This window comes from uncultured Stenotrophomonas sp., from assembly GCF_963519125.1.
GTDB lineage: Bacteria > Pseudomonadota > Gammaproteobacteria > Xanthomonadales > Xanthomonadaceae > Stenotrophomonas.
In genome coordinates this window covers 47,936-60,807 of the sequence record NZ_CAUQLJ010000011.1, presented here as the reverse complement: position 1 = coordinate 60,807, position 12,872 = coordinate 47,936, and the positions used below count along the sequence as shown (strand labels likewise).

Genomic DNA, 12,872 nt, shown 5'->3' with positions numbered 1-12,872 from the left:
CCGCAAAGTCTGACATACCCGTGTTCAGGTCGCGTCGCTGCCCCGTGGCGGGTCGGCCACCGGCTGACCGTTCTGCAGCATCCACAGCATGATGGTCTTCTGACGCACGTAATTGGCCCGCACGTAGGCGTAGACCAGCCCGTGCCAACCGTCGCGGAAGCCGCCGCGCAGCAGCAGCCCGCGCCAGAACCGCCAGGTGGGCGCCAGCACCAGTTTGGCCAGGGTGGCGCGCTTGCCGCGTGCGAACTCGTGTTCGGCCATCATCCGCGCATAGCGCTGGGTCTTGGCCAGCTGCTGTTCCAGCGAACGGTAGGGGTAGTGGATGAGGTCACCCCGCAGGGCGCCGACGCTGCCGTCGACGCTGGCTGCCTCGTGGATCTCGCGCTTGCCGCGCCAGCCACCGTGGCGGCGGTCGAACAGGCGCAGCACCCGGTCCGGGTAGGCATTGCCGTGGCGCAGGAATTTGCCGAAGTATTCGGACAGGCGCGCGAAGCGGTAACCGTGGTGGCCAGCGAAACCGATGGCCTGCGCCGCCTGTATCGCCTCGCGCAGGGTGTCGCTGACCCGCTCGTCGGCGTCCAGGCACAGCACCCAGTCGTGCGTGGCCTGCTCCACGCAGAACGCCTTCTGGCTGCGGAAACCGTCGAACGGTCGCTGCAGCACCCGCGCCCCGGCCGCGGTGGCAATGGCCACGGTGGCATCGGTGGAATACGAGTCCACGACGATCACCTCGTCGCAGAAGGCCAGCGAGGCCAGGCAGTCGCCGATGCGGTCGGCTTCATTGAACGCGATAATGCAGGCCGAAATGCGAGGCCGTTCAACGGGAGCGGTCGTGGAGGACATGATGGCCGAGTACCTGCTGTTTGCGACGGAGCGCTATGCGCTGCCTATTCTCGCCCCGTTGGCCCAGGCGTTGCACGCGTCGGGCCAATCGGTGTCGGCATGGTTCACCGACGGGGCGGCCGGGGCCAGCCTGCCAGGCGTGCCCGATGTCGGCCTGCAGCAGGCGCTGGCGCTGCGGCCGCGGGCGGTGTTCAGTGCGGCCAACTGGGTGCCGCCGTTCATCGCCGGGGCCAAGGTACAGGTCTTCCATGGCTTCAACGTACAGAAGCGCGACAGTGCGCGTGGCCACTTCCGGGTACGCGGGTTGTTTGACCTGTACTGCACGCAAGGCCCGGCGACCACCGCGCCGTTCCGTGAGCTGGCCGCGCGCGAAGGTCACTTCGCGGTGGCCGAGACCGGCTGGCCGAAGCTGGACCCACTCTTCCTGGACGATGCCGGTGCAAGCGCCGCGCTGCGCGCACCCGCGCAGGGCCGGCCGGTCATCCTGTTCGGGTCCACCTTCACCGAGCGCCTGAGCGCCGCCCCGCACCTGTTCGAGCAGATCGCCGCGGACATCGCCGGGGGCGCGCATTACTGGCTGCTCACCCTGCACCCCAAGTGCCCGCCGGAGCTGTTCGCCCGGTATCGCGCGCTGGCCGGCCCGAACGCGGCGTTCATCGAACCCGAGCAGGTCATGGCCGCGCAGCGTGCCGCCGACGTGCTGGTCTCGGACACTTCCTCGATCGTGTCCGAGTTCGTGGTCCAGCACAAACCGGTGGTGACCTTCCGCAACCGGGTGCCGCAGCCGCACATGATCGATTTCGATGACCCTTCGCAGCTGCAGGTGATGCTGGCGCGCGCGCTGCACCCGGAGCCGGCGTTGATGGCCGAGATCAGGCGCTACGCCGATGACATCCACCCGTGGCGTGACGGGCGCTCCAGCGAGCGGGTGATTGCCGCGACCGAGGATTTCCTGTCGGGCGAAATGGGGGTGTTGAAGCGCAAGCCGTTCGGCGCGTGGACGCGCGGGCTGCAGATCCGCAAGGATCTGGGCTATTGGGGCCCGTCGCGGCGGTGATTCAGCGGGGGGCCACGCGCCGCTTCACAAACGCCGCGTTCAACCGCTCAAACACCGCCCGCGCCTCATCCTCCGGCAGATACCGCAGGCACAAGCCCACGCTGCCGTGCGCCCCGGCCGTATCCAGCCACACGCTGCTGGTGCCCAGCCAACGGTCCAGCGGTGAGCGTTGCAGCCGCAGCGCCTGCAGCTTGTCCAGCTCGGCAAAGCGCCACCAGCGCTGCCACCAGCCACCGCGTACCGCCACGTAGCAGGCGTCCAGGTGGTACCCCATCCGCGCCATCGTGCGGTGCGCACGCAACGCCGACCACGGCAGCCAGGCCAGTATCAGCGCACCCCACGGACCCACTTCCCACACCGCGCCGGCCGCCAGCAGCGGCACGATCACCAGGGCCGGCAGGCACAACCGCCACCAGCCCCGCTGCGGTACCGGGTGCCATTGCGACGGCGGCCATTGCAGCTGCGGCAGCAGGTGCTGCACCAGCGCATCGCAGGCCTGCGGCGTGGCCAGCGGCGCCAGCTCGCGTAGGTCGCGGCGTTCGCCATTGGCCGCCACCCCTGCGGCGATATCGATGCGCAGGTGGCGGCGCTTGAACCAGCGCTGCAGCGCGCTTTCGCGCAGGGTCCAGGCCTGGATCCGGCGCCGCGCCACGCTGGTGCGCATGCGCGTGAGCAGGCCGCTGGCCACGGTCAGGCGGCGCTCGTGTTCGGTCAGCCGGAAGCCGTGGTAGCGCAGCAGCGCCATCGCCACCGACAACACCCGTAGCGTCACCCAGAAGCCCACCACCAGCACCACGGCCGCCACCACCCAGACCCAGGTGGCCGGATGCAGGTGGTTGGCATAGCCGAAGGCCTGGCGGCCGCCATACTCGATCGCGTCATTGACCGTGTCGCGCGGGAACAGCTGGTAAGACGCGCCGAACAGCGCCAGCACCACCACCCAGCCGCGGTCGGACAACAGCCCGATCCGGACCACGTCGGCGGTATCCAGCTGCAGCAGCACGTCATCGGCGGGCAGTGGGGTGGCCGCTTCGGCACCGGGCTCGGCGGCTGCCACCGGCTGCTGTCCACGCTGCCGCACCAGTTGCTCGAGCGCCAGGGCCTGGTCCAGCCGCAGCACGCGCATCTCTGCTTCGGGTCGATTGCCGCCGGCCGATTCCAGGCGCAGCTCGGCCACATTGAACATGCGGTGCAGCGGGTTCTGGTGCACCACCACGTTGTGGATGCGCGCGAACGGTATCTCGCGGCGGTTGCGCGAAATCACCCCGCTGCGCACGCTGATCGCATCGCGGCCGATCCGGTAGTGGTAGGTCAGGTACTGCAGGATCGAAACTGCCACCAGCACCACGATCACCACCAGCGCGGCCAGGTTCGACCACATCTCGTCGCGGTCGCCGCGGTTGCCGAACACCACCAGCGCCACCAATGGCAGCAGGAACTGGCGCAGCTGCATCAGCAGCACGAACAGCCACGACCACGGGTGCAGGCGCTGGTCGGTACTCACAGGGCGTCGTCATCCTGGTCCAGCTGCCGGCCCAGCGTGTCGCGCAGGCGCTCGGCATCGGCCTGGTCCAGCCCGCCCAGCGACACCGCGCTGAAGCGGCTGCCGGCGGTGTGCACCACCAGCGTGGCCAGCTGCGCGGTGCGCTCGATCGGCCCCCGGCGCAGGTCAAGGTGCTGCACGCGCGACAGCGGCACGCGGGTTTCCAGCTGCCACATCAGGTCGCGGCGCACGCCCAGCCCCTGCGCGTCCAGCCGCCACCAGGTGCGACGCTGCCGCCGGTAGCCGAAGAAGCCGCCGATCAGCGCGCCGGGGAGCAGCATCGCCACCGCTCCCAGCCAGCGCATCGGCATGTCCAGCACCACCCACAGCGTGCCCAGTGCACCGCCGATCACGATCGCGCCGGTGACCGCACCGGCAATGCCGGCCAAGGTGGCCGCGCGTCGAGGCAAGGGCTGCCAGTGGCCCTGCTCGGGCAAGGACTGGGGCAACGGCAACGGAGGCGGGGAAAGGTCGGACAAGGCGGGCGCTCGGCAGGAGGAAACATGCCGGGCGTCCGCATCAGGTCGGCTGCGCCCGTCGCGACGACGGTAGCAGGTTGGCGCGCGCTATTGCGCGGCCTGGATCAGCGCGTCCACATCGAGCATATGGCCGGCGCGTTCGGCCTTGGTGCGCAGGTAATGTTCGTTCTCGGCGGTGATGTCGCCGGTGACCGGCACGCAGTCCACCACCTCGATGCCGGCATGGCGCAGGCGCTGGGCCTTGGTCGGGTTGTTGCTGAGCAGCTGGATGCGCTGCACGCCCAGGCCCTGCAGCATCGCCACCGCGCTGCCGTAGCGGCGCTCGTCGGCACCGAAGCCCAGCTGCGCGTCGGCGTCGATCGTGTCGAGCCCGTCGTGCTGGTAGCCATAGGCACGCATCTTCGCTGCGATTCCGGTGCCGCGACCTTCCTGGTCCAGGTACAGCAGCACGCCGCCGCCCAGCTCCTTCAGCTTGCGCAGGCCGCGCCGCAGCTGGTCGCCGCAATCGCATTTGAGCGAGCCAAACAGGTCGCCGGTGAGGCACGAAGAATGCACGCGCACCGGCACCACACCGGAAAGGTCCGGCGACCCGACGATTATCGCGACCTGGTCGCGCTGGGCGACCCCGCCGCGGAACACCGCAAATTCGGTCATGCCCACCTCGCGCAGCGGCACCGGCGAGCGTGCCACCAGTTCGTAGGCGTGGGCAGCCTGCTCGGCGCCCTGGGCCAGGTCGCACAGCGAGACCTGCGCGCAGCTGTCGAAGCGCTCATCGCCGGGTGCCAGCAGCACCCCGACCATGGCCGGCAGCAGCAGCCCGAGCCGGGCGATCTCCACCGCACCGTCGTCCAGTGCCTGGCCGGCCGTCCACCCGGCCGGCATCGGCTCGGGTTCGCGCAGGTAGCTCAGCGAGGGCAGGGCATCGAAGTCGATCCCGGCCAGCGGCACCCGGGCGCCATGCTCGGCGGCCACGCCCAGCACCCGCGCGCGGGTGGCGGTGAGGAACAGGTAATGCTGCCCGGCGGCGACCTCGGCAAAGGCGGAGTAGCTGCTGCGCGTACTGCTGTCCAGGGCGATGAAGGCCAGGCGCTGGCCATGGCTGTCGTCGATCACCACCGGGCGGCCGGCGCGCAGTTCGGCCACCGCGCGCTCGCAGCGGATCGCGGCCGGATCGCCGAACGGGGAAGGTGCAGCTGGGGACATGGCGGGGGCCGTGGGGGACATCGTGGTTTCACAGTGGGGTCGGAAGGCGCCGATTCAATTGCGCGCGGCGCGACACAGCGTCGCAATCGGCGGGGCGGCTAGTGCGGGTGTTCCTCGGTGGCGTACGGGTCAACTTCATCGCTGTGTGGCGGGCGCAGCGTGTAGCGCTTGTAGGTCCACTGGTACTGGGCGGGGTCGCGGCGGGCAATCGCCTCGATCCCGGCGTTCAGCGCACTGGCGGCGGTACGCGGGTCCGGGTCGGCCACTGCCGGCGCGGCCGGGGTGATGTGCAGCGCGAACTGCATGCCCGGACCCACGCGCTCACACCACCCGTACAGCACGGTGGCGCCGGTGCGTTCGGCCAGCCGGTTGACCAGGGTCATGGTCAGCGCTTCCACCCCGAAGAACGGCGCGAACACGCCGTCGCCGGCCTTGGGCTGCTGGTCCGGCAGGATCCCGGTGGCGCCGCCTTCCTTGAGCACCTTGAACAGCTGGCGCACCGCCGGGCCTTCGGCGCGGACCTGCTGCACGTTGCTGCCGCCGCGCACCAGCTGCAGGAACTCGTCGCCCACGGCTTCATCGGGCGCCTTGTAGACGATGGCGATCGGCCCGCGCGAGGCCAGCCACTGGTTGAGCAGCTCCCAGTTGCCGTAATGCGGGGCGGCCACGATCACGCCCTTGCCGCTGGCCAGGGCCGCGTCGTACAGCGCTTCGCCGTGCCGCTCGGTGAGCAGGGCCAGGTTCTGCTCGCGCGGGCGGGTCCACAGGCGCAGGGTTTCCACCGCCTGCAGGGCGGTCGAGCGCAGCACCGCCTTGTGCAGGGCCGCGCGCTGGTCGGCCGGCAATTCCGGATAGGCCAGCTCCAGGTTGCGCCGGGTCACCCGGCTCTCGCGGGCGTTCAGGGCGATCCACAGCCAGGCGAGCGCATGCGCGAAACCGCGCAGCCAGGACCAGGGCAGGCGGGTGAACAGGGCAGCGGCGCGGTAGGCCAGGCGGGCGGTGGTTTGCGGTTTCATCGCGTCAAAGTCTAGCCGGTGCGCGCGCCCAACTACTAAGGTAGGCCGCCCCTCCCGTGGAATGCCCCCTGCCATGCTTGTCCTCATCCAGCGCGTTACCCAGGCCAGCGTCAGCGTCGACGGGGCCGTGGTCGGCCAGATCGGCCCCGGCCTGCTGGCCCTGGTCGGCATGGAGCCGGGCGACACCGACGCCCAGATCACCCGGATGGCCGATCGGCTGCTTGGTTACCGTGTGTTTGCAGATGACAGCGGAAAAATGAACCGATCCCTGGGGGAGACAGGGGGCGGCCTGCTGCTGGTCAGCCAGTTCACCCTGGCGGCAGACACCTCCAGCGGGATGCGACCGGGGTTCAGCACCGCCGCGCCCCCTGCCGAGGCTGAACGTGGATTCAACAGATTGGTGGAGATCTGTCGTCAAAAGCATGTTTCGGGGGTGGAAACCGGGCAGTTTGGCGCCCATATGGTTGTCAGCCTGGTCAACGATGGTCCAGTGACTTTCCTGCTCAGACCCTGACCCCGGGACCACCGCCCGGGCGCGAGAGGGCGCTGGGCTGGTATAATGCTAGGTTCTATTCCTCATCCCTGCCGGTGGCGCGAGCACTACATGGCCAACGAACGTCCTGCCCAGCAAAACGACATCAAGCTTCTGATCAGCAAGGGCCTGGAACAGGGCTACCTGACCTACGCCGAAGTCAATGACCATCTGCCGGACGACATGGTCGACCCGGAACAGATCGAAGACATCATCGGCATGATCAACGGCATGGGCATTGATGTCCATGAAGTTGCGCCGGATGTGGAAACCCTGCTTCTCAACGACGGCAACACCGGTAACCGCGAAGTCGATGACACCGCGGCCGAAGAAGCCGCCGCCGCACTGAGCGCGCTCGACACCGAAGGTGGCCGTACCACCGACCCGGTGCGCATGTACATGCGCGAAATGGGCACCGTCGAGCTGCTGACCCGCGAAGGCGAAATCGCCATCGCCAAGCGCATCGAGGAAGGCCTTTCGCAGGTCCAGGCCGCCCTGGGCCAGTTCCCGGTCTCGGTCGAGTCGCTGCTGACCGACTACGAAGCCCACAAGGAAGGCAAGAAGCGCCTGGCCGAAGTGATCGTCGGCTTCAACGACCTGACGGACGAAGCCCCGGCGCCGGCCGCAGCTGCCACTGATGACAGCGACGATGCCGACGCCGAAGGCGACGAGGACGAGGACGATGATGTCGAGGGTGGCGACGAAGAAGCCGCACCGACCGGTCCGGACCCGGAGGAGGTCGCTGCGCGCATGCAGGCGCTGAGCGATGCCTTCAATGCTTTCAAGAAGGCCGCGACCAAGGGCGACAAGAAGAACCTGCCGCGCCTGCGCGAAGAGATGTCGGCGGTGTTCGTCACCCTGAAGCTGCCGCTGCCGCTGACCGACGTGCTGACCAAGCAGCTGCGCGACACCATGGCGTCGATCAAGGCCCATGAGCGCCGCGTGCTGAACCTGGCCACCGTCACTGCACGCATGCCGCGCAAGGACTTCATCCGTTCCTGGGAAGGCAACCAGACCAACCTGGAGTGGGTGGAAGACGCACTGAAGCGCAAGCAGAAGTGGTCGTCGGCCCTGCGCGAAGTGAAGGACCAGATCATCGCCGAACAGCAGGCGACGATCGACATCGAGAAGCTGACCCAGCTGGACCTGGAAGAGCTGAAGGAAATCAGCCGTGCCATGGCCTACGGTGAAGCCAAGGCGCGCAAGGCCAAGAAGGAAATGGTCGAGGCCAACCTGCGCCTGGTGATCTCGATCGCCAAGAAGTACACCAACCGCGGCCTGCAGTTCCTGGACCTGATCCAGGAAGGCAACATCGGCCTGATGAAGGCGGTGGACAAGTTCGAGTACCGCCGCGGTTACAAGTTCTCGACCTACGCCACCTGGTGGATCCGCCAGGCGATCACCCGCTCGATTGCCGACCAGGCGCGCACCATCCGTATTCCGGTGCACATGATCGAGACGATCAACAAGTTGAATCGCATTTCCCGCCAGATGCTCCAGCAGTACGGCCGCGAGGCTACGCCGGAGGAGCTGGCCAAGGAAATGGACATGCCGGAAGACAAGATCCGCAAGGTGATGAAGATCGCCAAGGAGCCGATCTCGATGGAAACCCCGATCGGCGACGACGAGGATTCCCATCTGGGCGACTTCATCGAGGACACCAACGTGGAGTCCCCGATCGAGAACACCACCAACATCAATCTGTCTGAAACCGTGCGCGACGTGCTGGCCGGCCTCACCCCGAGGGAAGCCAAGGTGCTGCGCATGCGCTTCGGCATCGACATGAACACCGACCACACCCTCGAGGAAGTGGGCAAGCAGTTCGACGTCACCCGCGAGCGCATCCGCCAGATCGAAGCCAAGGCCCTGCGCAAGCTGCGTCACCCGAGCCGTTCGGAACAGCTGCGCAGCTTCCTGGACATCGATTGATTCCAGCGTTGTTGCGTTGAACGAAAAACCCCGCTTCGGCGGGGTTTTTTGTGGGTGAGGCCCTGTCACCAACTTTTGGTGCTGCATGCCGTTGGTAGGGTCGGTTCCCAAACGACGCCGTGCATGGATGCACAAGTGCTGCGTTCGCAGGATGCGAAGGAGCAGCCCGCCGACCCGGCCGATCGGCACGGTAACGCGTGACCTCCAAACGGAGAGGGCCCTTCCCCCGAATGCAACAAATTGCGTTCCCCGCCCCGGTGCGCATGTCCCACGCTGCCCACATGGCCGACGCTCCCCACAACCGACATTTCCCGCTCTTTCGCCTGAAAGAAGATGCCACCGTGGAGCGCCTGGGCCACCTCGAATCCCTGCCCGGCGACGCCTTCAAAGCGCATCTCACCTCCACGCGACCCAACCTCGCCCGATGCCCGGACGGCGACACATTCCCCGGCCTGCCCTGGTACCTCGAAGACCTCCGCCCGCAAGGTTTCCTGGGCAGGTTGCACGCGCAGCGCCACGCCCACCAGCCGGGTGTTGGCCTGCCGGGCGACCACTCCCCACCCACGACCCTGCTCAAGCACCTCGCGCTCACCGGTGGAACCGGCGTCGGCGACCTCCTTCCGGGAGAACCCGCGCTCCAAGCCGCACTGGCCGCGCTTGAGTGCCCGCCGGACCACGTGCAGGAAGTGGACCGAAGCCGCGCCTACCCCGAACGCGCGCAAGGCCTGACCATCGGCAGGGCGATAACTTCAGGACCAGGCGGAGAACAACCCAAATTCACCGCCACCGTTGCAGAGGACGGGCAGCGCAAGGCGGTGCTGGTGAAGTTCGCCAGGGCGGCCGACGGCGCCGCGGCCGAACGCTGGGCAGACCTGCTGGTATGCGAGCACCTGGCCCTGCAATGCCTGCGCGACGCCGGGGTGGCTGCCTGCAGCTCCCACCTCATCCAGAGCCGAGGGTATACCTTCCTCGAGCTGGAGCGCTTCGACCGGACCCCCGTAGTCCTTGGCCGCCGCGGCTTCGTCTCGTTGTTGTCGCTATCAAAAGCATTCGTCCGCGAGACCACCCACGACTGGGGCGCGGCGGGCGAACACCTGCAGGAGATGGGATGGATCACCGCCGACACCGCGCTTCGCATGGAGCAGCTGCATGCCTTCGGGCGGCTGATCGGCAACAACCACATGCATCACGGCAACCTGGGTTTCCAGCTGCACGACCATGGCCCACTGCCCCTGGCGCCGGTGTACGACATGCTGCCAAGTTCGCTGGCCCCATGCCGCAGCGGCGCGCTGCCCGCACTCGCGCCGATCCCGCCAGTCGCGCCTGTCCCTAGAGGCAGCTGCGACCCACTCCTCTGGGCCGCCCCACTGGCCATGGACTACTGGAACCGGGTGGCAGCCTCAAGCCTGCTGCGCTCGAAGGCACTGCGCGCGATGGCCAAGCGGAATGCCTGGCGGGCGGCGGCGATCGTGCAGGCGTCGGCATGAGTAGCGAGGCCCCGCTGGCGTCAACTACACTGTGCACCCGCGCAGGGCCTATAGCTCAACGGTTAGAGCAGAGGACTCATAATCCTTTGGTTCCAGGTTCGAATCCTGGTGGGCCCACCATTACCTCTTGTGCGACGCGTAATCCGTGGAAAGGAAACTGCCGGACTTGGTGCGCAGCGCTCTCATTTCCAGCACCCAGCGGCCTATGCCATGAACCTGACCACCATCGCCACTGCCCTCAATGGGCGATTCGTGCCCATCGGGGATCATCACGGCTTTATCGAGTCCAGCCTTAGTATCCCCCGTGATGGGACGCTTCTGGGTGCTTATTTGTTTGACTGCGGAAACGGGCAGCTGCGCATCACGGACGACGGCGACACCCTGTTCAATGTAGCCGCCGCAGGTGCAATTGTGGGCTCGGCAGGCCAGGTCTGCTAGGGCAGTCGGGGGGGGCATCCTGTGGTGGAGACTAACGGGCCAGATCCTGACTGGTTCAATCCTGGTCACTATTCTCCCTTCTACCCGCAATCGCCGGTGCCAAGATGAAACTAGTAATGCCCGTGGTGTTGCTTATAGCTGTTGCATTCGCCCTGGCTGGCTGTGAAGGCGAGCGAGGCGTCCCCGACGATAGTGAGATCATGAGTCCAAGTGATGCGCACATGATTCCGGAAGAGGAGCGTGCATTGGTGGAGGCGGCCGCGAAGAAGGGCGATCTCGAATCCGTGAGGCGATTGATCGCGCACTATGAGGCGCTCTCGGGGAGCGACGAACTTGCCGAGAAGTGGAAGGCAACCGCTCGCGAGCTTGGTGATTCGAACGAGCTGTACTTCTACGCGTCAAGTACTGTTTTGGCGGCAAGGCGGGAGAGCGATGCAGCGAAGCGACATGCAATGCTGCTTGATGCCTTGGAGGCGGCCAGGCGATCCGATGCAAGTAAAGCCAATGCAGCTGCACAACAGCTTATTCGTGAGGTAAGGCGGCAAATGGAGGTCGAGCCGTAGGTCCGCAATAGGCAGCCGCTCAGTGACAATGCGTTGATCACCCTAACTGGCGGTGCGACGGTTAACCTGATTGCGTGGCAGAGGCGATCAAGAGTGCATTGGACTGCGTACATTAGCTTGCGTGGGACCGCCAAAGTTCGCGCAGCGTTCACGAGGCTGGAGAGACATTCCGCCTCAGGAGCGCGGGAGGCACCCATCACCATTGCAGGAAGGTGGCTACAGCTGCACGCAGTGGGGGATGGATCAGCTTTGCGCTCACGTGTCCCTTCTGGAGTTGGACCGATGAGAGGATTCTGCTCAGTTCTCGTTCTGACGTTCTGCCTTGCGCCAACACTGACTGCACATGCACAGTTGCCTGCGGAGACCGCCAGGACGAAGGTGTCGGCGCAGACGTCTGATGGGATGGCGTGCGATAGCCCCGACCAGTCCCAGGCAGGACTCAACCAATGTGCAAGCGACAGCGCCCAGGGCGCCGATGCCGAGCTCAACCGTGTCTATGCGAAGGTGCTGGCAGCCAATGCAGGCGACAAGGTGTTCGTGGAGAAGTTCCGGGCGGCGCAACGTGCATGGGTGGCGTTCCGCGATGCGCAGATCGCGGCGCGGTACCCAGACCCTGCGGACTCCGGCAGCGTGTTGCCGATGTGCCAGAGCGGCGAGTATGAGCAGCTGACACGCGACCGCATCAAACAGCTTCAGCAATGGGTATCTGGCACTGAGGAGGGCGACGTGTGCGCAGGCTCCTATCCCACTGCGGGGGAGTAGGTGGAGCAAGGCGCCGGATCGGCGATCCGGCGCCTCGAACAGCGCTGCGACCCTGTCACATGGCCCAGGCTACTTCTCCTGCAGGAAAGCCAGCAGATCCTGGTTGACCTTGTCCTTGTGCGTTTCGGTCAACCCATGCGGCGCGCCGGGGTATTCGATCAGCCTTGCGCCCTTGATCAGCTTGGCCGACTGCCGGCCACCCACATCGATCGGAACCACCTGGTCGTCGTCGCCATGGATGATCAGGGTGGGCACATTGAAGCGCTTCAGGTCATCGCGGAAGTCGGTGGCGGAGAACGCGGCGACCGAGTCGTAGGTGTTCTTCAACCCGCCGGCCATGCCCTGCGCCCACCAGGCTTCGATCAACGCCTGGTTCGGTTTCGCGCCGGGACGGTTGTAGCCGTAGAACGGCCCACCCGGAACGTCCTTGAACAACTGCGAGCGGTTTTCCAGCTGGCCCTTGCGCATGCCGTCGAAGACCTCGATCGGCACGCCGCCCGGGTTGTCGGCGGTCTTGAGCATGAAGGGCGGCACCGCACTGATCAGCACGGCCTTCTTGACGCGGTCGGTGCCGTAGCGGCCGATGTAGCGTGCCACTTCGCCGCCACCGGTGGAGAAGCCCACCAAGGTCACGTCCTTCAGGCCCAGCGTGTTGATCACCGTAGCCAGGTCGTCGGCGTAGTGGTCCATGTCGTTGCCATCCCACGGCTGGCTGGAGCGACCGTGGCCGCGGCGGTCGTGCGCCACTACGCGGTAGCCCTTGCTGGCCAGGAACATCATCTGCGGGTCCCAGCTGTCCGAGTCCAGCGGCCAGCCGTGGCTGAAGGTCACCACGGGACCGTCTTTCGGGCCCCAGTCCTTGTAGTAGAGCTGCACGCCATCGGCGGTGGTGATGGTGCTGGGGGTGTGCGCGGCGGCAACCGGCGCGGGGCGCGACGGGCTGGCGGCGTCTGCAGAGCTGCCAGCCTGGACAGCGACGGCCAGGGCGGTGGCAGCGAGGGTGCGGGTGATCGTGTTCAT

General features: G+C 66.8%; 13 protein-coding genes and 1 tRNA gene. 8 read left to right on the top strand and 6 right to left on the bottom strand.

The annotated features are described in order from the left end of the window. Positions 1–24: 24 nt before the first annotated feature. A complete protein-coding gene (locus tag RYM47_RS11265) occupies positions 25–843 on the bottom strand; it encodes a glycosyltransferase family 2 protein (protein ID WP_315387954.1) in 819 nt (272 codons plus the stop codon). Between RYM47_RS11265 and RYM47_RS11260 the strand changes: the two genes are divergently transcribed. Continuing rightward, a complete protein-coding gene (locus RYM47_RS11260; protein ID WP_315388073.1) occupies positions 842–1,900 on the top strand; it encodes a CDP-glycerol glycerophosphotransferase family protein in 1,059 nt (352 codons plus the stop codon). The genes RYM47_RS11265 and RYM47_RS11260 overlap by 2 nt on opposite strands. Before the next feature lies 1 nt (position 1,901). Here RYM47_RS11260 and RYM47_RS11255 read toward each other — a convergent pair whose 3' ends face one another. The 4 genes from RYM47_RS11255 to RYM47_RS11240 all read right to left on the bottom strand — a co-directional run bounded on the left by RYM47_RS11255 (position 1,902) and on the right by RYM47_RS11240 (position 6,141). Continuing rightward, entirely contained in the window at positions 1,902–3,404 is a 1,503-nt protein-coding gene (locus RYM47_RS11255; RefSeq protein WP_315387952.1) for a PH domain-containing protein, read from the bottom strand. Continuing rightward, positions 3,401–3,922 (bottom strand): PH domain-containing protein, encoded by a 522-nt coding sequence (locus RYM47_RS11250; protein ID WP_315387951.1) that lies wholly within the window; start codon positions 3,920–3,922, stop codon positions 3,401–3,403. The genes RYM47_RS11255 and RYM47_RS11250 overlap by 4 nt, the downstream gene beginning before the upstream one ends. 87 nt (positions 3,923–4,009) lie before the next feature. Further along, positions 4,010–5,125, bottom strand: a complete 1,116-nt coding sequence (gene ribA / locus RYM47_RS11245) for a GTP cyclohydrolase II RibA (protein WP_315387950.1) — start codon at positions 5,123–5,125, stop codon at positions 4,010–4,012. Between the two features lie 98 nt (positions 5,126–5,223). Beyond that, positions 5,224–6,141 carry a lauroyl acyltransferase gene (locus RYM47_RS11240; protein ID WP_315387948.1) on the bottom strand — a complete coding sequence of 306 codons (918 nt, stop codon included), beginning with the start codon at positions 6,139–6,141 and terminating at the stop codon, positions 5,224–5,226. Between the two features lie 73 nt (positions 6,142–6,214). Between RYM47_RS11240 and dtd the strand changes: the two genes are divergently transcribed. The 7 genes from dtd to RYM47_RS11205 all read left to right on the top strand — a co-directional run bounded on the left by dtd (position 6,215) and on the right by RYM47_RS11205 (position 11,852). Next, positions 6,215–6,655, top strand: a complete 441-nt coding sequence (gene dtd / locus RYM47_RS11235) for a D-aminoacyl-tRNA deacylase (RefSeq protein ID WP_315387946.1) — start codon at positions 6,215–6,217, stop codon at positions 6,653–6,655. 90 nt (positions 6,656–6,745) lie between these two features. After that, on the top strand, positions 6,746–8,602 hold the full coding sequence (rpoD, locus tag RYM47_RS11230; RefSeq protein WP_315387945.1) for an RNA polymerase sigma factor RpoD: 1,857 nt from the start codon (positions 6,746–6,748) through the stop codon (positions 8,600–8,602). A gap of 281 nt (positions 8,603–8,883) precedes the next feature. After that, positions 8,884–10,089, top strand: a complete 1,206-nt coding sequence (locus RYM47_RS11225; RefSeq protein ID WP_315387944.1) for a HipA domain-containing protein — start codon at positions 8,884–8,886, stop codon at positions 10,087–10,089. Positions 10,090–10,133: 44 nt separating this feature from the next. After that, positions 10,134–10,209 (top strand) — tRNA-Ile (locus RYM47_RS11220). A gap of 90 nt (positions 10,210–10,299) precedes the next feature. Further along, a complete protein-coding gene (locus tag RYM47_RS11215; RefSeq protein ID WP_315387942.1) occupies positions 10,300–10,527 on the top strand; it encodes a hypothetical protein in 228 nt (75 codons plus the stop codon). Between the two features lie 116 nt (positions 10,528–10,643). Then, positions 10,644–11,090, top strand: a complete 447-nt coding sequence (locus tag RYM47_RS11210; protein ID WP_315387941.1) for a hypothetical protein — start codon at positions 10,644–10,646, stop codon at positions 11,088–11,090. 282 nt (positions 11,091–11,372) lie between these two features. Beyond that, on the top strand, positions 11,373–11,852 hold the full coding sequence (locus RYM47_RS11205) for a lysozyme inhibitor LprI family protein (protein WP_315387939.1): 480 nt from the start codon (positions 11,373–11,375) through the stop codon (positions 11,850–11,852). A gap of 69 nt (positions 11,853–11,921) precedes the next feature. Here RYM47_RS11205 and RYM47_RS11200 read toward each other — a convergent pair whose 3' ends face one another. Beyond that, positions 11,922–12,872 carry an alpha/beta hydrolase gene (locus tag RYM47_RS11200; RefSeq protein WP_315387938.1) on the bottom strand — a complete coding sequence of 317 codons (951 nt, stop codon included), beginning with the start codon at positions 12,870–12,872 and terminating at the stop codon, positions 11,922–11,924.